The organism is Pseudonocardia parietis (assembly GCF_017876315.1).
Taxonomy (GTDB): Bacteria; Actinomycetota; Actinomycetes; order Mycobacteriales; family Pseudonocardiaceae; genus Pseudonocardia; species Pseudonocardia parietis.
Genome location: NZ_JAGINU010000001.1, coordinates 4,980,839 through 5,003,402, shown reverse-complemented (window position 1 = coordinate 5,003,402; position 22,564 = coordinate 4,980,839). Strand labels below are relative to the sequence as shown.

At 73.2% G+C, this 22,564-nt stretch carries 24 protein-coding genes; 14 read left to right on the top strand and 10 right to left on the bottom strand.

Features of this window, described 5'->3' with window-relative positions; all coding sequences use genetic code 11:
* Position 1: 1 nt before the first annotated feature.
* Entirely contained in the window at positions 2 to 727 is a 726-nt protein-coding gene (locus tag JOF36_RS23485; RefSeq protein ID WP_245350954.1) for a DUF3159 domain-containing protein, read from the top strand.
* 32 nt (positions 728 to 759) lie between these two features.
* On the opposite strand, the gene JOF36_RS23480 is transcribed toward JOF36_RS23485, so the two are convergent.
* A complete protein-coding gene (locus JOF36_RS23480; protein WP_210030833.1) occupies positions 760 to 1,260 on the bottom strand; it encodes an Lrp/AsnC family transcriptional regulator in 501 nt (166 codons plus the stop codon).
* 124 nt (positions 1,261 to 1,384) lie between these two features.
* Here JOF36_RS23480 and JOF36_RS23475 point away from each other — a divergent pair, with 124 nt between their 5' ends.
* From JOF36_RS23475 to JOF36_RS23450, 6 genes are read left to right on the top strand one after another with little or no spacing between them, the layout of a single operon-like run.
* Positions 1,385 to 2,398, top strand: coding sequence for a LacI family DNA-binding transcriptional regulator (locus JOF36_RS23475; RefSeq protein WP_210030832.1), 1,014 nt, complete (start codon positions 1,385 to 1,387; stop codon positions 2,396 to 2,398).
* Positions 2,395 to 3,384, top strand: a complete 990-nt coding sequence (locus tag JOF36_RS23470; protein ID WP_210030830.1) for a 2-hydroxyacid dehydrogenase — start codon at positions 2,395 to 2,397, stop codon at positions 3,382 to 3,384. The genes JOF36_RS23475 and JOF36_RS23470 overlap by 4 nt, the downstream gene beginning before the upstream one ends.
* Positions 3,381 to 4,598: a D-mannonate dehydratase ManD gene (manD, locus tag JOF36_RS23465; protein ID WP_210030827.1), complete on the top strand. Its 1,218-nt coding sequence runs from the start codon at positions 3,381 to 3,383 to the stop codon at positions 4,596 to 4,598. Before JOF36_RS23470 ends, manD begins: the two co-directional genes overlap by 4 nt.
* 5 nt (positions 4,599 to 4,603) lie before the next feature.
* Entirely contained in the window at positions 4,604 to 6,049 is a 1,446-nt protein-coding gene (locus JOF36_RS23460; RefSeq protein WP_245352434.1) for a mannitol dehydrogenase family protein, read from the top strand.
* Positions 6,046 to 7,083 (top strand): NAD(P)-dependent alcohol dehydrogenase, encoded by a 1,038-nt coding sequence (locus JOF36_RS23455; RefSeq protein ID WP_210030823.1) that lies wholly within the window; start codon positions 6,046 to 6,048, stop codon positions 7,081 to 7,083. The genes JOF36_RS23460 and JOF36_RS23455 overlap by 4 nt, the downstream gene beginning before the upstream one ends.
* Before the next feature lie 53 nt (positions 7,084 to 7,136).
* A complete protein-coding gene (locus tag JOF36_RS23450; RefSeq protein ID WP_210030821.1) occupies positions 7,137 to 8,525 on the top strand; it encodes an MFS transporter in 1,389 nt (462 codons plus the stop codon).
* 120 nt (positions 8,526 to 8,645) lie between these two features.
* Here the strand turns inward: JOF36_RS23450 and JOF36_RS23445 are convergent, their stop codons facing one another.
* The 4 genes from JOF36_RS23445 to JOF36_RS23430 all read right to left on the bottom strand — a co-directional run bounded on the left by JOF36_RS23445 (position 8,646) and on the right by JOF36_RS23430 (position 12,452).
* Complete coding sequence (locus JOF36_RS23445) at positions 8,646 to 9,905, bottom strand: FAD-dependent oxidoreductase (protein WP_210030820.1); 1,260 nt, start codon at positions 9,903 to 9,905, stop codon at positions 8,646 to 8,648.
* A gap of 78 nt (positions 9,906 to 9,983) precedes the next feature.
* Positions 9,984 to 10,412, bottom strand: a complete 429-nt coding sequence (locus JOF36_RS23440; RefSeq protein WP_210030818.1) for a VOC family protein — start codon at positions 10,410 to 10,412, stop codon at positions 9,984 to 9,986.
* Between the two features lie 12 nt (positions 10,413 to 10,424).
* Positions 10,425 to 11,549, bottom strand: a complete 1,125-nt coding sequence (locus JOF36_RS23435) for a serine hydrolase domain-containing protein (RefSeq protein WP_210030816.1) — start codon at positions 11,547 to 11,549, stop codon at positions 10,425 to 10,427.
* 78 nt (positions 11,550 to 11,627) lie between these two features.
* Positions 11,628 to 12,452 (bottom strand): SAM-dependent methyltransferase, encoded by an 825-nt coding sequence (locus tag JOF36_RS23430; protein ID WP_210030815.1) that lies wholly within the window; start codon positions 12,450 to 12,452, stop codon positions 11,628 to 11,630.
* A gap of 261 nt (positions 12,453 to 12,713) precedes the next feature.
* Between JOF36_RS23430 and JOF36_RS23425 the strand changes: the two genes are divergently transcribed.
* Positions 12,714 to 13,607, top strand: coding sequence for a helix-turn-helix domain-containing protein (locus JOF36_RS23425; RefSeq protein WP_210030814.1), 894 nt, complete (start codon positions 12,714 to 12,716; stop codon positions 13,605 to 13,607).
* A 231-nt stretch (positions 13,608 to 13,838) separates the two neighbouring features.
* Entirely contained in the window at positions 13,839 to 14,066 is a 228-nt protein-coding gene (locus tag JOF36_RS23420) for a DUF397 domain-containing protein (RefSeq protein WP_210030813.1), read from the top strand.
* Between the two features lie 119 nt (positions 14,067 to 14,185).
* Here JOF36_RS23420 and JOF36_RS23415 read toward each other — a convergent pair whose 3' ends face one another.
* Positions 14,186 to 14,788, bottom strand: a complete 603-nt coding sequence (locus JOF36_RS23415) for a TetR/AcrR family transcriptional regulator (protein WP_210030812.1) — start codon at positions 14,786 to 14,788, stop codon at positions 14,186 to 14,188.
* A gap of 75 nt (positions 14,789 to 14,863) precedes the next feature.
* Here JOF36_RS23415 and JOF36_RS23410 point away from each other — a divergent pair, with 75 nt between their 5' ends.
* Positions 14,864 to 15,421 (top strand): hypothetical protein, encoded by a 558-nt coding sequence (locus JOF36_RS23410; protein WP_210030811.1) that lies wholly within the window; start codon positions 14,864 to 14,866, stop codon positions 15,419 to 15,421.
* A 9-nt stretch (positions 15,422 to 15,430) separates the two neighbouring features.
* On the opposite strand, the gene JOF36_RS23405 is transcribed toward JOF36_RS23410, so the two are convergent.
* Both JOF36_RS23405 and JOF36_RS23400 read right to left on the bottom strand, forming a co-directional pair.
* A complete protein-coding gene (locus JOF36_RS23405) occupies positions 15,431 to 16,186 on the bottom strand; it encodes an SDR family NAD(P)-dependent oxidoreductase (RefSeq protein WP_245352431.1) in 756 nt (251 codons plus the stop codon).
* Between the two features lie 19 nt (positions 16,187 to 16,205).
* Complete coding sequence (locus JOF36_RS23400; protein ID WP_210030808.1) at positions 16,206 to 17,216, bottom strand: acetamidase/formamidase family protein; 1,011 nt, start codon at positions 17,214 to 17,216, stop codon at positions 16,206 to 16,208.
* Positions 17,217 to 17,269: 53 nt separating this feature from the next.
* Here JOF36_RS23400 and JOF36_RS23395 point away from each other — a divergent pair, with 53 nt between their 5' ends.
* On the top strand, positions 17,270 to 17,722 hold the full coding sequence (locus JOF36_RS23395; protein WP_210030805.1) for a helix-turn-helix transcriptional regulator: 453 nt from the start codon (positions 17,270 to 17,272) through the stop codon (positions 17,720 to 17,722).
* A 9-nt stretch (positions 17,723 to 17,731) separates the two neighbouring features.
* The gene (locus JOF36_RS23390) at positions 17,732 to 18,166 is read left to right on the top strand and encodes a VOC family protein (protein ID WP_210030803.1); all 435 of its coding nucleotides are present in this window, start codon (positions 17,732 to 17,734) and stop codon (positions 18,164 to 18,166) included.
* On the opposite strand, the gene JOF36_RS23385 is transcribed toward JOF36_RS23390, so the two are convergent.
* Together JOF36_RS23385 and JOF36_RS23380 are read right to left on the bottom strand one after the other, a co-directional pair.
* A complete protein-coding gene (locus JOF36_RS23385) occupies positions 18,167 to 18,604 on the bottom strand; it encodes an FmdB family zinc ribbon protein (protein WP_210030800.1) in 438 nt (145 codons plus the stop codon).
* A 65-nt stretch (positions 18,605 to 18,669) separates the two neighbouring features.
* The gene (locus JOF36_RS23380) at positions 18,670 to 19,488 is read right to left on the bottom strand and encodes an N-acyl homoserine lactonase family protein (RefSeq protein ID WP_210030799.1); all 819 of its coding nucleotides are present in this window, start codon (positions 19,486 to 19,488) and stop codon (positions 18,670 to 18,672) included.
* Positions 19,489 to 19,618: 130 nt separating this feature from the next.
* Here JOF36_RS23380 and JOF36_RS23375 point away from each other — a divergent pair, with 130 nt between their 5' ends.
* Entirely contained in the window at positions 19,619 to 20,239 is a 621-nt protein-coding gene (locus JOF36_RS23375) for an L-threonylcarbamoyladenylate synthase (RefSeq protein WP_210030797.1), read from the top strand.
* Positions 20,240 to 20,524: 285 nt separating this feature from the next.
* Positions 20,525 to 22,558: a hypothetical protein gene (locus JOF36_RS23370; RefSeq protein WP_210030796.1), complete on the top strand. Its 2,034-nt coding sequence runs from the start codon at positions 20,525 to 20,527 to the stop codon at positions 22,556 to 22,558.
* Positions 22,559 to 22,564 lie beyond the last annotated feature (6 nt).

The window sequence follows — 22,564 nt, the reverse complement described above, 5'->3', positions numbered from 1 at the left end:
CTTGAGCGACCCCCACAGCGTCCAGCACGACGGCGATGCGCCGACCACGCGGATTCCGCGGATCGAGACGCCCGGCGAACCGGACCCGGACACCGCCCCCATCGCTGAAGCCGGCCGGGAGGAGGACCCGGACCGGATGCCGACGCTCATGGAGCAGATGGGCGGTGTCCCCGGGATCATCGCCTCGTCGGTGCCGGTGGCGGTGTTCGTCGTCGTCAACCTGATCGGCGGGCTGCGGGCGGGGCTCATCGCCGCGCTGGTCGCGGGTGTCGCCGTCCTGGTGTGGCGGCTGGTCCGCCGCGACCCGATCCAGCCGGCGATCTCCGGGCTGCTCGGCGTCGGCGTCTGCGCGCTGGTCGCCCGGCAGACCGGTGAGGCCCGCGGCTTCTACCTGCCCGGTCTGCTCTACAGCGCCTTCCTCGGACTGGCCGCGCTGGTGTCGATGGTCGTGAAGTGGCCGCTGGCCGGCGTCATCTGGCACGGCATCAACTCCCGCGGCATGCAGTGGCGCCAGGAACCCGCCCTGCTGCGCGCCTACACCCTCGCCACCGGGATCTGGGCGTTCGTGTTCGCCGCCCGCGTCGTGATCCAGGGTCTGCTCTACGACGCCAACGCCGAGACCTGGCTGGGCGTCGCCCGGCTCGCGATGGGCTATCCGCTGCTCGCACTCGCGGTCGTGGCCACCGTGCTGATCGTGCGGCGCGCCGAGCGCGCTCCGCGCCCGTGACCGGTGGTCGCGGTCCGGACCGCGACCACCACTCACGGGCGATACGCCGGAGCACGGCTGGGGCCCTCGCGGCGGCCCTGCTCCAGTAGCGGGCGCCACCGCGGTGCGACCAGCGTGGACAGGACGACGACGCTGGTGGAGCGGGCCACCAGCGTCGAGCGGCCCAGCGCGAGCAGGGTCGCCTGCAGGTCCTCGTGCGACGACGCGGCGAGCCGGCACACCACGTCCGACGACCCGGTCGTCGCGTACGCCTCGGTCACCGCGGGCAGCGCGGCGAGCTCGGCGGCGACGTCGTCCAGCTCGCCCTGGGCGATCTCGAGCGTCACGAACGCCTGCACCCCGTAGCCGGCCGCCGTGAGGTCGACGTCCGGCCCGTACCCGGTGACGACGCCGGCCTGCTCCATCCGGTCCAGCCGCGCCTGCACGGTGCCACGGGCGACCTTGAGCGTGCGGGAGAGCTCCAGCACCCCGGCTCTCGGGCGGTCCTGCAGCGCGGCGAGCAGGTCGATGTCCAGAGCGTCGGGCGAGAGCACGGGCGGAGTGTAGGCAGCGGCGGTCCGGCACGCCGTTGGCAAGTTCATGGCAAACGTTGACAAGTTTGCGCAAGTCGTTGCACCCTCGTCGGGCCCCACCGCTGGGGCCACTCGAGGAGGAGACGTGGCGCCCACCCTGACCGACGTCGCCCGGACCGCCGGCGTCGCCCTGTCGACCGCGTCGCGGGCGTTCTCCGACCCGGACCGGCTCGGCCACGCGACCCGCCGCAAGATCCTCGCGGCGGCACAGGAGCTGGGCTACGTGCCGCGTTCCGCGGAACCGGGGCCGCAGGCGGCCGACACGGCGACGGTCGCCGCCGTCGTCCCGGACATCGCCAACCCGGTGTTCTCCCGGTTCGTGAAGGCAGCCCAGGCACGCGGGCGGGAGTCGCGCACGACCGTCGTCGTCGCCGACACCGACTACGACCAGGACCGCGAGCGCGAGACCATCAGCGGCCTGCGCGCCCGGGTCGACGGGATCATCGTGCACTCCTCCCGGCTCGACGGCGCCGAGGTGCTGGACCTCTGCGGGACGACGCCGTCGGTGCTGGTCAACCGGGAGGTCCCCGGCGGCGACTGCGTCATCGCCGACTCCACCCAGGGCCTGCGGCAGACCGTCGACCACCTCGACGCGCTCGGTCACCGCCGGATCGCCTACGTCCAGGGCCGCTCGGACTCCTGGTCGAACCAGCACCGGGTCGGCCTGATCCGCCGGCTGGCCGACGAGTACGGCCTGGAGCTGCACCTGCTCGGCTGGCACACCGAGACCGTCGACGGCGGTACCGCCGCGGCGGCCCGGGTCCTCGCCGGCGGCGCGACGGCCGCGATCGCCCACAACGACCTGGTCGCGCTGGGCCTGCTGGCCGGTGCCCGCGCGCTCGGCGTACGGGTGCCCGACGACCTGTCCGTCGTCGGCAGCGACGACATCCCGTTCGCGGCGCTGGCCGACCCCGGCCTGTCCAGTATCGCCACCCCGATGGACCGGGCCGGGACGCTCGCCTGCGAGATCCTCGGCCGCGCCGGCGCCGACCGCACGGCGCCCCGCGTGGTCCGTCTGCCCACCCACTTCGTCGTGCGCGGCACCACCGGCCCGGCGCCGGTCCGCGCCGCCGACGGCGCACTGGAGGTCGCCCCGTGAAGATCGTCGTCGCCGACCAGAACCTGGTCGGGCTCCGTGCCGAGCTGGAGGCCGCGCTGCCGGCCGGGAGCGAGGTCGTGTGGTCGCCGACCCGCGACGCCGCCGACGTCGCGGGGTTGGTACCCGGCGCGCAGGTGCTGATCTCCGGGCGCTGCCCGAAGGAGGTCGCCGCGGCGGGGCCGGGGATCCGGCTGGTGCATGCCGCCGGGGCCGGAACCGACGGGATCGACGTCGGCGCACTGCCCACCGGCTGCGTCGTCGCGAACACCTTCCACCACGAGGACTCGATCGCCGAGTACGTCGCGGCGGCCACGATCATGCTGCGCCGCGGGTTCGGAGCCCAGGACACGGCGTTGCGCGGCGGAGAATGGCCCACACCCGCCTACGACGACACGGCACCCTGGATGCACTCACTGGCCGGTGCGACGGTCGGGTTCGTCGGTTTCGGGCACATCGGCGGCCGGGCCTGGGACCGGTTGCGCGTGTTCGGTGCCCGCGGGGTCGCGGTGAGCAGGCGTGGTGCGATCGACGCCGCCGCGACCGGTCTGGACTGGGCGGGCAGCACCGCCGACCGGCTCGGCGACCTGCTCTCGGTGGCTGACGTCGTCGTGGTCAGCGCTCCGCTGACGCCGCAGACCGAGGGCATGATCGGGGCCGCGGAGCTCTGGTCCATGAAGGACACCGCGGTGCTGGTCAACGTCGGGCGCGGCCCCCTGGTGGCCGAGCGCCCGCTCTACGAGGCGCTGCGTGACGGCGTGATCGGCGGGGCCGCGATCGACGTCTGGTACGGCTATCCCGAACCCGGCTCGTCGCGCGCGGAGCCCTCGGAGCTGCCGTTCCGCGACCTGGAGAACGTGCTGATGACGCCGCACTCCTCCGGGCTGACCCATCAGACCTTCGCCGGCCGGGCCGCCGAGATCGGTGCGAACGTGCACCGGCTGGCCGCCGGTTCCGAGCTGCGCAACGTCGTGGCGGTGGCGCGATGACCGGGGGTCGTATCGTCGCCGCCGAGGTGCTGCTCACCTCGCCGGGACGCAACTACGTCACCCTCAAGATCACCACCGTGGACGGCGTGGTCGGCTGGGGAGACGCCACCCTGAACGGCCGGGAGCTCGCCGTCGCCGCCTATCTGCGTGAGCACCTGTGCCCGCAGCTGGTCGGCCGGGACGCCGCCCGGATCGAGGACACCTGGCAGTACCTGTACCGGGGCGCGTACTGGCGGCGCGGGCCGGTCACCATGACCGCGATCGGCGCGGTGGACCTCGCGCTGTGGGACATCAAGGGCAAGGTCGCGGGCCTGCCCGTCTACCAGCTGCTGGGCGGGGCGGTCCGGGACCGGGTGCGGGCCTACACCCATGCGACCGGCTGGGAGGTCGCGCAGCTGTGCGACGCCGTCGACGCGGCCACCGAGCGCGGGTTCTCGGCGGTCCGGGTGCAGTCCGGTGTGCCCGGCCTGGACACCGTCTACGGCGTCGGCCGCGGTCCGGCCTACGAGCCCGCCGGCCGCGGCACCGTCCCGGCCGAGGAGGTCTGGGACACCGCCGCCTACCTGCGGCACGTGCCCGGCGCACTCGCCGAGGTCCGCGCGCACACCGGCCCCGGCCTGGCGCTGCTGCACGACGCCCACCATCGGCTCACCCCGATCGAGGCCGCTCGGCTGGGGAAGGCCCTGGAGCCGGTCGACCTGTTCTGGCTGGAGGACGTCACCCCGGCCGAGAACCCGGACGTGCTGCGCCGGGTCCGGGCGCACACCACCACCCCGCTGGCGATCGGCGAGGTGTTCTCCACGTTGTGGGAGTTCCAGCAGCTGATCACCGAGCAGCTCATCGACCACGCCCGTGCCGCCGTGACCCACGGCGGCGGGATCAGCGCGTTGCGCAGGCTCGCGGCACTGGCCGATGTCTGGCAGGTGAAGGTGAGCCCGCACGGCCCGTCGGACGTCTCACCGATCGCGATGGCCGCCTCCGTGCACGTCGCGCTGGCCACCCCGAACCACGGCATCCAGGAGTACATGGGCTACCCGGGGCAGGTGCACGAGGTGTTCCGGCACGCCTGGACCTGCACCGACGGGCACCTGCACCCCGGTGACACGCCCGGCCTGGGAGTCGAGGTCGACGAGGCGCTCGCCGCCCGTTTCCCCTACGAACCCGCCCTGCTCCCCGTCGCGCGCCGCCGCGACGGCTCGATGACGGACTGGTGATCACCATGTTCCCGACCGACACGCCGGTCCCGCACGGCACCGGGATCGTGCACATCGGACTGAGCAACTTCCACCGCGCACACCAGGCGGTGCACACCGCCGCCGCGCTGGCGTCCGTCGAGGGCCCGTGGGGAATCCTCGGGGTGGCGCCCCGCTCGGCGTCCGTCGCCGACGCGATGGCCGCCCAGGCGAACCGCTACGCCGTCGTCGAGATCTCGCCCGCGGGGGAGCGGGTCGTCGTACCCGGGGTGCACACCGGCACGGCGGTCGCGGCACGTGACCCGCAGCGGGTGCTCGCCGCACTGGCCGCCCAGAGCACCCGGATCATCTCGCTCACCGTCACCGAGCAGGGCTACACGATCGATCCCCGCACCGGCGGCCTCGATCTCGACCATCCCGGGATCCGCGCCGACCTCGCCGGGGCCACGTCGACCGCGGTCGGGCTGCTCACCCGCGGCCTGCTCCGGCGGGCCCGCGCCCACGGTGCTCCGGTCACCGTGCTGAGCTGCGACAACCTGCTCGGCAACGGCGACGTCACCGCGCGGCTGGCCCGCGAGTTCGCCGCCGCACTTCCGGCGGACGAGGCCGGTGACCTGGTGCCGTACCTGCACACCGTGACGTTCCCGAACTCCATGGTCGACCGGATCGTCCCGGCCACCACCGAGACGACCCGCGCCGCCGCGACCCGGCTGCTCGGCGCGGACGACGCGGTACCGGTGCCTGCTGAGCCCTTCAGCATGTGGGCGCTGGAGGACCGCTTCGCCGCCGGCCGCCCCGCCTGGGAACACACCGGTGCGGGCGTGCCCGGGGCGGTGTTCACCGACGACGTCGCCGGCTATGAGCTGCTCAAGCTGCGCCTGCTCAACGGCACCCACTCGCTGATCGCCTACCTGGGCGCGCTCGCCGGCGAGGATCTGATCGCCCGCTCGGCCGCCCGTCCGAGTATCCGGGGCGCCGCCGAGCGGGTGCTGCACGACGACTACCGCCCGACCGTCCGGGTGCCCGCCGGGATCGATGCCGACGACTACGCCACGACGCTGTTCGCCCGCTGGTCGAACACCGCGCTCGGGCACCGCACGCGCCAGGTCGGTTCGGACGGTTCGCTGAAGCTGGCCCAGCGGATCCCCGGCCCGGCCGCCGAGCATCTCGCGGCCGGACGGATGCCGCACCACCTCGCGCTGACCGCGGCGGCCTGGCTGGCCTGCGTCGCCCCGTCGCCCGGGTTCGACCCGGGACCGCACGCCGCCGCGATGGCCGAGCCGGCGCGGGAGCGGCTGGCCGCAACGGCGTCCGGCCCGGTGGCGGCGCACGTCCGGGCTGCACTCGACCTGCTCGGTGACCCGCTGCCCGCGGCGTTCGCCGAGCGGGTCGTCGAGCTGTTCGGCGTGGTGGTCCGGCACGGCGTGGAGGCCGCCGTCGCCGAGGCCGCCGGGGAACGGAGGGCGGCATGAGCGCCCCCGCGGTCCCGCAGCGCACCCGCGCCGCCGTCCTGCACGGAGCCCACGACCTGCGGGTCGAGGAGACGACCGTGGACGTTCCCGCGTCCGGCGAGGTCCTGGTCTCCGTCGAGGCGGTCGGTGTCTGCGGCTCCGACGTGCACTACTTCACCGAGGGCCGCAACGGTCGCAACGTGCTGCGCGGGCCGATGGTGCTCGGGCACGAGGCGGCCGGGGTGGTGGCTGCCGTGGGTGAGGGCGTGACCGGGGTCGCCGTCGGGGAGCGGGTCGCCGTCGAGCCCGCGGTCGGCTGCGGTGGCTGCACGACCTGCCGGTCCGGGGCCTACCACCTCTGCCCGGCCGGCACCTGCCTCGGCTCACCACCGACCCACGGCGCCATGACCGGCTTCCGTGCGGTCCCTGTCCGTGCGGTGCATCCGCTCCCGGACGGTCTCGGCACGGAGCTCGCCGCACTGGTCGAACCACTCGCCGTCGCGGTGCACGCGGTGCGCCGGGCCGGAGTCGCCACGGGGCACCGGGTGCTGGTCACCGGTGCCGGACCGATCGGCGTGCTGGTCGCGCAGGTCGCCCGGGCAGCCGGTGCGGAGCAGGTCGTCGTCACCGACGTGCACGACGCCCGCCTCGAGCGGGCCGCCGCGCTCGGCGCGACGGCATGCGTCAACACCGCGCGGGACGAGCTCCCGGCGGCCGCGTTCGACCGGTTGCTGGAGTGCTCGGCGGTGCCGGCCGCGCTGTGGCAGGGAATGCATGCGCTCGGCCCCGCCGGCCGGGCGACCGTCGTCGGGCAGGCCTCGCCGTCGGTCGACGGGTTGCCGCTCGCACTGATGCAGCGGTGGGAGATCGACCTGAACGCCTCGTTCCGGTCCGTGCACGCGTTCGGGCCCGCCATCGGGCTCGCCGCGTCCGGGCGGGTGGATCTCGCCGGTGTGCTGACCGGCCGGTTCGCCCTCGACGACGCACCCGCGGCGCTGAGTGCCCCGGGATCCGATCCGCGTCACCTCAAGGTCGTCGTCCGCCCGGGCGACTGATCCGTTTCCGTCCGAGAACCCGCCCCGCAGGGGCCCGATCCATCCGAGGACGCATGGACACCAGCGGAAGCAACCCGAAATCGTCCACAGTAGATCCTGATCGGCCGGCCGACCCGCGTGCCACCCGCAAGGCGGCGTGGGCCGGCCTGGTCGGGACGACACTCGAGCAGTACGACTTCGTCATCTACGGCACCGCGTCCGCGCTGGTGTTCTCGACGCTGTTCTTTCCGAACGTCTCGCCGGCCATCGGCATCCTGGCCAGCTTCTCCGCCTACGCCGTCGGGTTCCTCGCCCGACCGCTGGGCGGCTTGTTCTTCTCCCGCTACGGCGACCGGCTCGGGCGCAAGTGGATCCTCGTGACGACGCTGCTGGTGATGGGCGGCTCGACGTTGCTGATCGGTCTGTTGCCGACCTACGAGACGATCGGAATCTTCGCGCCGGTACTGCTGGTGCTCTGCCGGTTCCTCCAGGGCTTCGGTGCCGGTGCCGAGCAGGCCGGGGCCGCCACGCTGCTCACCGAGACCGTCGGGCGCGGCCGGCGTGGGCGGTATGCCTCGCTGGTCATGGTCGGCGCCGCGCTCGGCACCGCGCTCGGCGCGGTCGTGTGGATCGCCGTGCAGCTCCTCCCGGAGGAGGCCGTACTGGCCTGGGGCTGGCGCCTGGTGTTCATCTCCAGCCTGGTCGTCACCGTCGTGGCGATGGTGATCCGGCGCAAGCTCGACGAGAGCCCGGTGTTCACCGAGCTCAAGGAAGCCCACGTCGCGCCGCGCAAGCCCGCCAGTGAGGTCTTCCAGCACGGTCGGCGTCCGATGCTGCTCGCCCTGTTCATGAACGTCGGTGCCAGTGCGCAGTCCTACACGTTCCAGGTGTTCATCGCGTCCTATCTCGTCTCGACGGTCGGCGTCGACGCGTCGTTCGTGCCGAAGGTGCTGTTGATCGGCGCGATCTGCGGCGGCATCGCCGCGTTCGGATTCGGAGCGCTGTCCGACCGGATCGGCCGCAAACCGGTGTACTCGTCGATCATGCTGGCCATCGTGCTGCTGCCCGGGCCGGCGTTCATCGCGATGAACACCGGCAATCCGACCGCGATCGTGGTGACTCTGATCATCGGCTTCGTCCTGGCGGTGAACGGCGGGGTGGGCGTGCAGATGAGCTACTTCCCCGAGCTGTTCGGCAGCCGGTACCGCTACGCCGGCGTCACCCTGGGCCGCGAGTTCTCGTCCGCCCTGGGCGGCGGGGTCGCCCCGCTGATCTGCGCCGCGTTGCTGTCGGCGTTCTCCGGGTCGTGGATCCCGGTCGCGGTCTACATGTCCGGCATGGCACTGATCAGCCTGATCGCGGCCCGGATGGCCCCCGAGACCGTCGACCGGGACCTCACGGTGCCCGAGGACGCCGGCGCCCCGGCCACACAGCGGACCGAGGCCAGGACCCCCGGCCGATAACGGCCCGCGCCGCGACTCGGAGCTTGCTTCACACCCACGAGCTCGGCCTCACACCTGCGGCAGCGGGTGTGAGGCCGATGCAGCAGGTGTGAAGCCGGTTCCGAGGTTCGCGCCGAGGCGTCACACCACCGTTGCCGGGGTGCGGCGGGCCCAGCCGGGGGCGCGCTCCGGACGGAAACCTACGCCGACGAGGTAAGCAGGGACGATCTGCAGCGCCGGGACCCACCGCATCAACCGGATCAGCGGGGCCGGCGGGCCGTCGAGCTCGCCGGCCAGGGCCGGGCCCGCGAGGTTCGCGTGCATGATCCGCTGCAGCCCCTGGACCAGCGTCGTCGGCACCAACCGGCGGTTGCGGACCCGGGCGAGGTCGCGAGGGGTGACCGCGCGGCGACGCAGTGGCGCGGCGAGCAGGGTGGCGGTGGCGACGGCGTCCTGGATCGCCAGGTTGATGCCCACACCGCCGATCGGCGACATCGCGTGCGCGGCGTCGCCGATGCACAGCATGCCGTCGACGGCCCAGCGGCGCAGCCGGTTCAGCCGCACGTCGAGATGCTTGACGTCGTCCATCGAGGCGAGCTCGTCCACGCGGTCGGCGACCTCCGGGATCAATTCGGCCACGTCGGCGCGGAACGCCTCCACCCCACGCGCCCGCAGCTGCGCGTCGGTGCCCTTGCGGGCCAGGTAGGCGATCTGGAAGTAGCCCTCGCGGGGGATGACCACGGCGAACCGGCCCCGCCCGACCTTCGGCAGCAACGCGGGGTGCGTCTCCTGTGTGTGGCGCGGGAGCCGGAACCACCAGGTGTCGAACGGGACGTCGAACTCGGTCATCGGTAGCCCGGACTCGGTCCGCAGCACCGAGTGCCTGCCGTCGCAGGCGACCGTGAGGTCGGCCCGGATCTCCCCGTCGGTGTGCTCCCCGTCGCCGGTCGCGGTGCGGTAGCGGACGCCGACGACCCGGCCGTTCTCCCGGATCACCGAGGTCGCTCGGGTGTCCATCCGCAGGTGGAACGCCGGCTCGGCGCGACCGGCGTCGGCGAGCAGGTCGAGGAGGTCCCACTGCGGAACGAGCGCGATGTACGGGTGCCGCACACCGACCCGGCTGAGCAGACGGAGGTTGCCGATCCGCTGCAACCCGCCGTTCTCGCCGGGCAGGGCGACCTCGTCGACCCGGCTCTGCGGCAGGGCCGCGAACCGCTCGCCCAGACCCAGGTCGTCGAGCAGCTGCAGGGTGGTCGGGTGCACGGTGTCCCCGCGGAAGTCACGCAGGAAGTCGCCGTGCTTCTCCAGCACGGTCACCTCGACACCGGCGCGGGCGAGCAGCAGCCCGAGCATCATCCCGGCCGGCCCGCCCCCGACCACGCAGCACGTCGTCCGCTCCATGTCACCCACCCCATTTCAACTGTTGTTGAATTAAGGCGAGTATGCGCCCGGAGGGGGCGGTCCCGCAATCGGGAACCGTCAGGCGTCGAACCGGTCGCGACCGTCGTGCGGGATCAGCGGCTGCTCGCCGCGGACCTGCAGTTGCTGCACGCCCCAGGTGTTGCCGTCGGGGTCGGCGAAGCCGAAGAAGGTGCCGCCGTCGCGCTCGTCGAACACGGTGACCTCGCTGCACTCGACCCCGCGCGAGACCAGCTCCGCGCGGGCGGCGTACGCGTCGGCGACACAGAGCTGCAGCCCGCGCATCGAGCCCGGCGCCATCTCGTTCTGCGACGGCAGCGAGCCGACGACGATCGAGCAGCCCGACCCGCGCGGGGTCAGCTGGGCGACGTGCATGTGCTCGTTGCGCGTGTCGTGGTCGAGGTCGAAGCCGACCCGGTCCCGGTAGAACGCGATGGCGCCGTCCAGGTCGGACACCGGCAGTACGACGACCTCGAGCGTCCAGTCCATGGGGGTTCCTCTCTACGAGTGCGCCGCGGCGCGGAACGTGTGGATGAGCTCCGGCCCCTCGGGGCCGGCCCAGAGGACCTGGGTGAGCAGGAGGCTGACGATGCCGGTGGACGGGTCGGAGCGCCAGCCGGTGCCCAGCCCGCCGTCCCAGCCGTAGCGGCCGTCCGCCTCGACGGCCATGCCCAGCCCCCAGCCGGCGCCGTCCAGGAACATCGCGCCGTCGGCCCGTTGGGCGGGGGTGAGCCGGTCGGTCGTCAGCTCGGCGACGGAGCCGGGGGACAGGATCGGGTCACCGCCCGCGCGCAGCGCCCGTGCGAACGCCAGCAGGTCGTCCACGGTGGACACGAGGCCCGCGGCGCCCGAGGGGAAGTCCGGCGGCGCGGACCAGGCACCGTCGATCGGGTCGAACACGCCGAACCCGCCCTCCGGGGCCGCTGCGAGCTGCGGGACGAAGCGGTCCAGACTCGCCTCGGGGACATCGAACCCGGTGTCCCGCATACCCAGCGGGGTGAACACGCGCTCCTGCAGGACCCGGCCGAGATCTGTACCGCAGACCCGGGCCAGCAGTACGCCGAGCAGGTCGCCCGGGGTCTGGTAGAGCCAGCGCCGACCGGGCTGCGCGATCAACGGCAGCTCGGCGAGCCGGGCGAGCCACTCGTCGGGTGGCGGGAGCGGGTAGCTGCCGGGCGGGCCGTCGCTGCCGAGCCCGGCGTACGCCCGCTGGATCGGCAGGTCGAACGTGAGGCGGGGGAGCATCCCGGCGCCGCAGCGGTAGGACAGCACATCGGCGACGGTGATCTCACGCTCGGCGGGGACGGTGTCGTCGAGCTCCGCGGCCTCGTGCGCGAGCACGCCGGGCCGGGCGAGCTCGGGCAGCCACCGCGTGACCGGCTCGTCGAGGTCGAACGCGCCGTCCTCCGCGAGGCTCAGCGCCGCGGCCGCGGTGATCGGCTTGGTGATCGAGGCGATCCGGACGACGGTGTCGCGGCGGAGCGGGCGGCCTGCGCCGTCGTCGCCGAGGACGAGCACCTCGGCGCCGGCGCCCGGCCGGTCGACGGCGGCGACCAGGCCGGGCACCTGCCCGCGTTCGACGGCACGGCGGAGCGGTTCGGTGCTGCGGCCGAGCGTGGCGGTCACGGTGCCTCCCGGGGTCGGTGCGTGTCACCGCCTACGACCGCGGGAGGCTCGGGGAATCATCGGTTCCCCGCCGAACACCTACCGCTTGATGCCGACGCCGCCGACGATGCAGCGCTGGACCGGGTCCTCGGTCCGCAGCTGCGGACCGTCCGGCCACCACTCGAAGCACGGCACGATGCCCGGATCGACCATCTCCAGGCCGGGGAACAGGTCCTCGATCTCCGCCCTCGTCCGGAACCGGCCGCTGCCCATCGGGCTGTGCACGAAGACCTGCTCCATCCGGCGGGCCAGGTCGCTGTCGGCGTTCTCCGGGTCGAAGAAGTGCGCGATGGCGACCACGCTGCCCGGCGCGAGCCGGTCGACGAAGTCGGCCATGACCTTCTGCGGCCGGTCGGAGTCGTCGAAGTGGTGGATCGTGCCGATGTGGAACAGCGCGACCGGCTGGTCCAGGTCGAGGAAGCCCTGCACCGCGGGATCGGACACCACGGCTGCGGGGTCGCGGATGTCGGCGGAGGAGAACCGGGTGAACTCGTTGTCCTCCAGCAGCGCCCGGCCGTGCGCGATGACCGTGGGGTCGTTGTCGACGTAGACGACCCGGGCCTCGGGCTGCAGCCGCTGGACGATCTGGTGCGTGTTCTCGGCCGTCGGCAGGCCGGACCCGCAGTCCAGGTACTGGGTGATCGAGGTCTGGGTGGCGACGAACCGGGCGGCGCGGATCAGGAAGGCGCGGTTGTCCACGGCGAGCTGGTTGACCTCCGGCGCGATCTTCCGGACGCGCTCGATGGTCTCCCGGTCGACCTCGTAGTTGTCTTTTCCACCGAGTGCGTAGTCATAGACCCGGGCGATGCTGGCCTTGGTCGTGTCGATGTACGCGGGAGCGCGACCTTCGGTCGGCTGGGCCATCAATGCTCCTCACACGAGTCGTCGTCGGTGGTCGTGGCGGGCGTCACTGGTCGCTCGCAACGGTAGCGGACGTGCACATCCGCCACGCACGGTGATCGGCCGGAGATCCCGTTGCGCTCGGGACGCCTGCCCACCTGGGGAATGTTGTGTAAGGTGAACCACCCGATCGCGCACCAGGCGCAGCGCAGGTGTGTGGAGCGGCGGTCGGCAGCGACGACAGCGTGCCAGTGAGCCGACCGATCCGCAGGAGAGTCCGTCCCGGTGGTCCCGAGCCCGAACACCCCCACGCCCCCCGGTGCCGACCGCGGCCCGACCGCGCGGCGCATCGTTCTCGGCTCGCATCTCAAGCGGCTGCGCGAGCGCGCCGGGATCAAGCGGGCCGACGCCGCGTACGCGATCAGGGGCTCCGACTCCAAGATGAGCCGCCTCGAGTCCGGCAAGGTCGGGTTCAAGCAACGCGACGTGGGTGACCTGCTCACCATGTACGGGATCGGCGAGGGCCCCGAGCGCGACCAGGTGCTCGAGATGGCCGAGGAGAGCAACGAGAGCGGCTGGTGGGCCCGCTACAACGACGTCGTCCCGGGCTGGTTCGAGGACTTCGTGGGGCTGGAGGCGTCGGCGTCGCGCATCTCGTCCTACGAGCTGCTCTTCGTGCCGGGTCTGCTGCAGACCGAGACCTACGCACGGGCGGTCGCCGGGGGTGGGCACACGGACCTGCCGCCCGCCGAGCGGGCGGACGTGGAGAAGCGGGTCGAGGTCCGGTTGCGCCGCCAGCGGGTGCTGCACCGCAAGGACGCGCCGACGTTCTGGGTGGTGCTCGACGAGGCGGTGCTGCACCGGCCGGTCGGCGGTCGCGCGGTGCACCGGGCCCAGCTCGAGTACCTGCTGGAGCTGACCGCGCTGCCCAACGTGATCGTGCAGCTGCTGCCGTGGGACCTGTCCGGCTACGGGGCCGAGCACGCGTTCACGATGTTGCGGTTCGCCGAGCCCGAACTGCCCGACCTCGTCTACCTCGAGGAGATGACCGGGTCGTCCTACCTGGACAAGCGGGTGGACGTCGAGCGCTACGGCCGGGCGATGGACCGGCTGACGGTCGACGCGCTGTCTCCCGAGCGGAGCAAGCAGGCCCTCTCGAAGCACATCGCCGAGATCTGACCGGCCCACCCCCTCGGCGGGGTATCCGCTCGGCGGGACTGCCCGGCGGCTCGTCGCGGCCGGCTCACGACCCGTCGATGCCCGCCGACCGCTGACACGGGCTGTGCTGCAACCGGGCGCGGCGGACCGACCGCCGAGCGCTGCCGGGCCCTGCGGCGCGATCGGACCTCGAGAACCGGTGCTAATTTCGTCGCAACGGAAAATGCACGTGCAGATGGGGTGAGCATTCGCATGGATCAGATGCATCTGAGCGACCCGGCGTCGATCGACACGCTGGTCTGGCGCAAGAGTGTGCGCAGCGGCTACCAGGGCAACTGCGTGGAGCTCGCCGTGGCGGGCGAGGGCGTCGCGGTCCGCAACTCGCGCGACCCGCACGGCACCGTCCTGGCCTTTCCCGCCGCCGGCGTGGCCGACTTCCTGACCTCCATCAAGAACGGCGAGCTCGACGACCTCGCCTGAGGACCTCCCGCGGGTGGCCGGCCCGACCCCGGCCGCCCGCGGTGAGTTCGGTCCCGCGAGGGACCGCCGAAAGCCGGTTGCCCCGGCGACGAGGGTGTGACCGCGACGGCGGAACACCGTCACGTCTGCGGTGACCGCGTCGACGGCCGACGGTCGAGGACGGGCAGGATCAGCTGGTCGACGATGGCGACCAGGTGCTCCCGGTCCGGCTCGCGGCCGACGTCCACCCAGTGCTTGATGACCATCGCCTCGCCGATGTTCTCGACCAGCGGGGTCACCCGGGCGGGATCGATGTGCCCGGCCCGGACGTGGTGTGCCAGCACGGTCGCGGTGAACCGGCGGCCGGACGCGTCGAACAGCTCGTCCAGCCGGGCGGCCAGCTCCGGGTGCGCCCGCCGCTCGGCGAGGATCGCCTGCACCGCCCGTGCCGACGGGTGCCGTGCCCACCGGACCAGCAGCTCCAGCGATCGGATGAGGTCGCCGCGCAGGTCGTCGCCGTGGGGGGAGGGCGTCTCCACCGGGTAGGCCGTGCCGACGGCGTCGAGCAGCAGCTCGCCGGGATCGGCCCACCGGCGGTAGAGCGTGGTCCGCGCGGTGCCGGCCCGCCGTGCGATGCCGTCCATGGTCAGCCGTCCCAGGCCGACCTCGTCGAGCTCGTCCAGTGCGGCGGTGTGCAGTGCCTCCACCAGAGCCGCCCCGCGGCGGCGAGGACCGGTTCCCACGGTCACCTCCCGGGTATCGCTACAGCTATGTATCTTACTTACATCGCTACACCCGTGTATCTCCAGGGAGTCACCATGACGACGCAGCAGCGGCCACCCGGGACAGCGGACACCGAGCTGCGGTTCAGCGGGAGGCTGCGCCGCATCGGTGCACTGGTCACCGCGGCGTTCGGCCTGGTCTGGGCGCTGACGGGCGCCACCGCACTCGCCGCTCCGGTCCCCGCGATCGCCGCGTCGGTGGTGCTGTCGGCGGTGTGCGTGGTCGTCGCGGCACGACCGCGGGTGGCTCCCCGGCTGCGTCGCCTGCCGGACCGGTGGAGCGCCCGCTACAACGCGATCGGCATCGTGCAGGGCGTCACGATCGCGCTCGTCGTCGCCGCCGCTGTCGCGCTCGGCGCCCCCGGGCTCATCGCCCCCGTGGTGTGTCTGGTGGTCGGGCTGCACTTCCTGCCGCTCGCCGCCGCCGTCGACCAGCCGGGCTACCGGCTCACCGGCGCGGCCCTCGTGCTGGCCGGCCTGGCCGGGACGGTCGTCCTCGTCACCGCCGGAGCGCAGACCGCACAGGCCACGAGCGGTCTCGCAGCGGCGGTCGTCCTGTGGATCACCTCGTGTGCGGTGGCGAGCAGGCCGTGACCGCGTGGGTCAGAGCTGCACTCCGCGGGTGAGCGCGCCGTCCACCAGCAGGTTGGCCCCGCTGATCCGGCTCGCCCGAGGGCTGACCAGGGAGATCACCGCGTAGGCGGTCTCCTCGGGCGTGCCCATCCGGCCGGTCGGGTTCAGGCCCATCGCGTGTGCGAACAGCTCCGGATTTCCTGCCTCGACGTTCTCCCACACCCCGCCCGGGAAGTAGACGTTGCCGGGGGAGACCGCGTTCGCCCGGATCCCCTGGGCCGCCAGGTCGAACGCCAGGCCGGAGACGTAGTGGACCAGCGCGGCCTTCATGACGCCGTACGAGCCGTCCGCGAAGTCGATCTCGCGCCCGGACACCGAGGACACCGCGGTGATCGACGCGGCGTCGCTGCGCTGCAGGTGCGGCAGCGCCGCCTCCACCAGCCGCACGGTGTGCATGAGGTCGACGTCGAAGCTCGAGCGCCAGTTCTCCTCGCCCGGCCCGATCGCCAGCGCGCTGACGTTCGCGACGACGGCGTCCACCGCGCCGTGGCGCTCCGCGCTCGCCGCGACCCAGGCGGCGATCGCGTCACCGTCGGCGACGTCGACCGCGGTGCCGGACACCGTCGCGCCGGTCGAGCGCAGCTCCTCCTCGCACGCGCGCACGCCGTCCTCGCCGCGGGCGCAGAACGCGACCGTCGCGCCCTCCGCGGCGAGCCCGGCGACCACGGCGCGGCCGATGCCGCGGGAGCCACCGGTCACCAGTACGACCCGGCCGTCCAGCATCATGTCCACGGGGGAGTCCTCTCTAGAGGGAGCGGGCCTGCTCACGCAGGTGGCGGTGCACACCGCCGTACGCGGCGGCGCCGGGGAGCAGCGACTTCGCGATCTTGGTGACGGCGCTGTAGTTGGTGTCGACGACGTTGGCCAGCGGTGACTCGGCGGCCTGGGTGAGCAGCTGGTAGGCGTCGAGCCGGTCCAGGCCGTACAGCTCGCCCAGCCACATGATCATGCCGATCTGGCTGGCCCGCCAGGCGTCCTCCAGCGGCCGCGACGACCCGATGACGACGTAGTGCGTGTCGGTCTCGATCCGCGGCCAGGCCGGGGCCGCGGCGGCCGGCGAGCTCTTGATCAGATCGACGATCAGCACGGCATCCATCGCACCCTCGACGGCCGTCCCGCAGCTCTCGCCCTCGCCCTGCCGGTAGTGGCCGTCGCCGACCGAGAACAGCGCACCCTCGACGTTGACCTGCAGATAGCAGGTGGCGCCCGCGCGCATCTCCGGGGTGTCCATGTTGCCGCCGAACACGTCCGGGACCAGCGAGCTGCGCACCTCCCGCCCGGGCGGGGCGACCCCGACCGTGCCGAGCATGGGGTTGCACGGCAGCTCGAGCCGCAGATCCGCGCTGGTCGCCTCGAACAGCACCGTCCCGGCGGCCCGGTCGAGCTGGTAGATCCAGGTCCGCTCGGGCAGCGGCTCGTGCAGCAGCGCCGTCCGCTCGGTCACCGACAGCGCCCCGAACAGCGGGATCGTCGTCGACGCGCCCCAGTCCCGGGCCGGGGTCAGGTCCACGATGTGGATCGCGAGGGTGTCGCCGGGCTCGGCGCCCTCGACGTAGAACGGCCCGGTCTGCGGGTTCACCTCGGTCATGTCCAGGACGTCGGTCGCCCGGTCCGATGTGGAGGTGATGCGGCCGGAGAACGCGTCCTCGGTCCACAGTCGCAGGCAGGTTCCGGGCCGTACCCGGTGGGTCGGGGCGGCGCCGCCGAAGGTCCAGGCGAACTCGTGGCGCTCGGGGCGGTACTCGAGGACCTCCATCGCGTGATCGTCTCGGGAGTGCCGCTCGACCGCAAGAGGCTACGGTCGCGGGTGTGGCCGTCGCGCACGATCTGCTCGTCCATCTGCGGCGGGCGCACGACGAGATCGACCGCCGCTACGCCGAGCCGCTCGACCTGGACGCGCTCGCCGCCGTCGCCGGAGTGTCGAAGTACCACTTCCTGCGCTGCTTCACCGCCGTCTACGGCCACACCCCCGCCGCGATGCTGACCCGGCGCCGGATCGAGCGGGCGCAGGACCTGCTGCGGACCTCGAACCTGACCGTCACCGAGGTCTGCACGCTCGTCGGGTACGCCTCGCTCGGCTCGTTCAGCTCCCGCTTCCGCAAGCTGGTCGGGGTGAGCCCGTCGGCGTACCAGGCCCGCTGGAGCCGGTGCGGCGCCCCGCGTATCCCCGGCTGTTACATCTTCATGCACGGGCTCAGCGACACCGCGATTCTCCCGGACACCGCAATTCCGGAGAAGCCCACGGGTGACTCCCGGCGCTAGCGTCGGTGCATGCTCACGAACATCTCGCTGGTCACGCTGTATGTCACCGACCAGGACGCGGCCAAGCGCTTCTACTGCGACGTCCTCGGGTTCACCGAGGGCACCGACGTGTCGATGGGCGACGGGTTCCGGTGGGTCACCGTGCACCATCCCGCGCACCCGGAGCTGGAGGTGACCCTGATGAAGCCCGGTCCGCCGCTGGACGAGCAGATGGCCGAGGCCGTCTCCCGCTCGCTCGCGGCGGGCCGGATGGGCGGGTTCGGCCTGACCACCGACGACTGTCACGGCGACCACGCGAAGCTCGTCGCGCAGGGCGTCGAGTTCCCGCAGCCGCCGTCGGAGCGGCCCTACGGCATCGAGGCGGTCATGCGGGACAACTCCGGCAACTGGCTGGTGCTGGTCGAGCCGCGTGCCTACGACGGCTCGGACTTCCCGCACGCCTGATCACGCCTCGGAGGTGCCCCCGGTGCTGCGGTCCCGGCTGGCCTCGGCGGCGGCCTGGCCGGCGTCCTTGCCGGTCGAGGCGCGGGCGGCGAGCTCCTTGTAGGTCAGCGGCTTGCGTTCGAACCGGCCCTCGTGCGCGGCGATCGCGTCGCGGTGCTCGTGGTGCTCGGGGTTGCGGGACTCGAACTCCTGGCGTGCCTCCACCGTGCGGCGCCAGTGGGTGATCGTGTCCCGGTCGCCGCTGTTCAGCCCCTCCCAGGACTGTGGCGCCGACGACATCGACGGCGGCGGCGCGGCGCGACCGTGCACCGCGGGCGACGGCGGACGCCGCCGGGTGGGCTCCCCGCAGGCGGGACAGTCGGGCGCGGGGGAGGACCAGGACGGCACCATCAGCTCGAAGCGGGTGCCGCAGGTGCAGGCGAAGTCGTAGACCGGCACGGGTCTCCTTCCGGGAGCGGGCACCGGCCCGGCCGCGGGTGTCCGCGACCGGGCCGGACGCCGGATCAGGTGTAGTAGTTGCCCGGCCCCGTGCGGAGCTCCTTGATCTGGTTCGCGTCGTGTCCGAAGACGACGGTCGCGTCGGTCCGCTCCTGGATGCCGCGGATCTTGTCGACCGAGTTGAACCAGGCGACGGTGTCGTAGACGATCCCGGCCGCGATCGGTGGCGGGCCGTAGGACTCCTTCAGGTACAGCGAGTCCGAGGCGAAGATCATCGTGCCGGAGTCGGCCAGATCGACCTGCAGGCTCATCGTCCCCCAGGTGTGACCCGGGGTGCGCAGCAGCGTCACGCCCGGGAGCAGCTCGGTGTCCTCGGCGATCGTGTCGAGCGCCAGGGTGTCGTAGTCGGACTTGATGTGGGCGCCCTTGTTGTGGCCGTCGAAGGAGAACGCGCCCTCCTTCTCCGCCTCGTCCACGATGATCTTCGTGTCGGCCTTCTCCCAGAACTTCGCGTTCGCCGCGTGGTCCAGGTGCAGGTGGGAGAGCACGAGGTAGTCGATGTCGTTCGGCTCCAGGTTCAGCTGCTTGAGCCGGGAGTCGAGCCAGTCGTCCTCGGTGGCGGCATCGACCGGGAAGAACTGGCCGAGCCCGGACGGCGCCCAGCGCGTCTCCCAGTCCCGGGGGATGCCGGCGTCCCACATCAGCTTCTGCCCGTTCGGGTGTTCGATGTAGACGACGTGGGTGGGCACCTCGACCCAGTCCCGCGTCTTGTCCGGCTGCTGCCGGGTCGCCATCCGGGACGGATCGATGAGCAGCCAGGTCAGATCGGCATGCATGGTGCCGGTCGGGAGGATCGTGACCTTGATCTTGTCGGTGTCGGACATCGCTCTCCTCGTCGAGTGCGTGCGGCCCGGGGGGACCCGGCTCCGTGCCGTGATCGTCGCGCGGACAGGTGCACCTTGCCGCACGTGTCGTGCGGGCGACAAGCGGAGGTCGTCGTGGCAGGCTGCGGGAATGGCGAGGTACTACGACGTGCACCCGCAGAACCCCCAGCCCCGCAGCATCGGCCAGGTCGTCGACCTGGTCCGCGACGGTGGCCTGATCGCGTACCCCACCGACTCGTGCTTCGCCCTCGGCTGCTCGCTGGGCAACCGGGAGGGGCTGGAACGGATCCGCCAGATCCGCAAGCTCGACGACAAGCACCACTTCACCCTGGTCTGCGCCGAGTTCGCCCAGCTGGGCCGGTTCGTGCACATCTCCAACGCGGTGTTCCGCGCCGTCAAGGCCTCGACCCCGGGCAGCTACACGTTCATCCTCCCGGCCACCAAGGAGGTGCCACGCCAGCTGCTGCACCCAAAGAAGAAGACCGTCGGTGTGCGCATCCCCGACCACGCCACCACCCAGGCGCTGCTGGAGCGGCTGGGCGAGCCGCTGCTGTCGTCCACCCTGCTGCTTCCCGGCGCCGACGAACCGATGACGCAGGGCTGGGAGATCAAGGAGGAGCTCGAGAACCAGGTCGACGCCGTGATCGACTCCGGGGATTGCGGGACGGAGCCGACGACCGTGGTGGACCTCTCCGGCGACGAGCCCGAGATCATCCGCCACGGCGGGGGCGACCCGTCCCGGTTCGAGTGAACACCGAGGTCCCGGCCCCGGGGCGGGCCGGCCGGGACCCCGCGTGAGCTGCGACCCGTCGCTGGGAGACGTCCGCCGGTCGTGCCCCGCCGGACCGGCGGGCGCCGCACCTGCGGCACCGGGGCCGCCCGCCCCCATGTGGTCCACCGCCCACCGCACGACGGCGGGTGAAAGGCCACCTGCCGCGTAGGCTCCGTGAGCGACCTGCCCGGCCCCCGTCCCCGTACGGGCCGGGCGAGCGGCGCCCGGCCCGGGTGCCGTACCAGCCGTTCGGAGGACGATCGCGTGGCGCGTGACGACCCGCCGTACAGCCCGTCCGGTCCGCGAGAGGATGCACCGCGCGGGCCGGGCGAGGGCGCCGGTGGCGATGCCGTGCTCGCTGCCATCGCGCACCGGCTGCGTGCACGGTCCGAGCGCCAGCAGCTCCTCACCGAACGACTGCGCAGTGGCGAGCTGCGTCCCGGCGCACTCGCCGACCTCGCCGAGCTCGCCGGCGCCGCGCGGCGCGGTGCCCGCGACGGCGACCACATCCTCGTTCTCGCCGGCGCCCCGCGCGGGCCCCGGATCAGCACCCCGCCGACCCCGCTCGGGCAGGCGTTGAACACGGTCGTCGCGGCGAGTGAGGCCGCCTCCCGCACGGTCGTGCCGCCCACCCCCAGCGTCTCGGTGGATGCCGCCGCCGAACCGGTCCTCGGGCAGATACTGGCCGAGCTGCTCGCCCACGCCGCCGGGGCGACGCCCCCCGGGGAGCGGCTCGAGCTGCAGACCCGCTGGGGTCCGGACGGCGGGGTCGTCGTCGAGCTGCAGTGCGCGTCGGCGCCGCGTTACCGGACCCCGGTCGAGGAGCTGGACCGCGCACTGAACACCGCCACGCCTGCCGGGCCGGTGGCGCCGCAGGAGATCGGCCTGCACGTCGCCGCCCGGCTCGCCCGGGCGATCGGGGCCCGGCTCGGGGTCCGGGGCCCGGCCGGGAACTCCGGCCTCGCGCCGGTGGCCGTGCTGCACCTGCCGCCGGCGGTGACCGGGGGCGGGCAGCAACCCGCACCGGCCGCCGAGCCCGCGCAGCACACCGATGACGCCGGGCCGACCGCGGCGCTGCAACGCCCGTTCTCCCCGGCCGGGGCGGACGGCGATGCGCCGTGGCCGCCCCCGCAGAACGACGGGCCGCGAGCTGCCCCGGCGCCGGACGTCGCGCCGAGCGGGCCGCCGCCGGTCCCGGGCGGGGACCCCGCCGCCGCGCCGACTCCCGAAGAGGCTCCCAACGCGCTTCCGCGGCGTGCGGCGCGGAGCCGCCCGCCGGGCATCGCCGGCGCGATGCCGTTCGGGATGTCGGAGGGCCGCAACGGCTCCGAGCCCCAGTGGCCCGTCCGCCCGGCCCCCGAGCAGACCGGTGCGGCAGGCCCGTTCGGTGTGAGCCCGAACGGTCCTGGTCCGAACGGTGTTGGTCAGCACGGTTCCGGTCAGCACGGTCCTGGTCCGAACGGTCCTGGTCCGAACGGTGCCGGTCAGCATGCTTCCGGTCCGCATGATTCTGGTCCGCACAGCCCCGGTTCGCAGGGCTCCGGTCCGCACGGACCCGGGGCCTTCGGGCCGGGACAGCAGGGCCAGCCCGGACAGCAGGGCCAGCCGGGACACCAGGGACCGCAGGGCCAGCCGGGGCAGCAGGGCCCGGCGGCGCAGCCGGGTCAGGAGCGTCCGCCGAACGGTGTGCCCCACCCCGCAGGCGGCCCCACGCAGGACGACGCGCCGCCGGTCACCGAGGCACTGCCCGTCTCCGGCCGTGCCGGCACCCCGCCGGTCGCGCTGTTCGGCCCCTTCGACTCGGAGGTCCCGGTCCCGGTGGACGACGTCGACGACACCCCGATCTTCGCCGCCGTCGCGTCGGCCTGGTTCCGGGAACCCGCGGCACCGGAGACCACGGCGCTGCCGGTGGCCGGCACCGGCGAGCCGCGCGCGGACGACTGGCGCACGCCCGGCGACGCCGAGTTCGAGGCGGCCCGGATCCGCGCCGACCGGGTCGTCGACCTGCCGACCACCGCCCAGGGTCTGCCGCAGCGGCTGCCCGGCCAGGCGATGGTGCCGCCGTCCTGGCGGGACACCCCGAACGGCACCCAGCAGAGCGGGTCCCGGGAGCGGCAGCCCGACCGTGTCCGTAGTCGCCTGGCCAGCTACCAGCGAGGTCTGCGGGAGGGGCGGCACCGCGCCGCCGAGGAGCAGGTGGAGTCGGTCCACGGCGCCGCCGCCCACGGCCAGGGCAGCAACGGACACGCCGCCAACGGCCACCACCTCAACGGTGAGAGCGGCCGCAACGCCGGCTGACCCGGG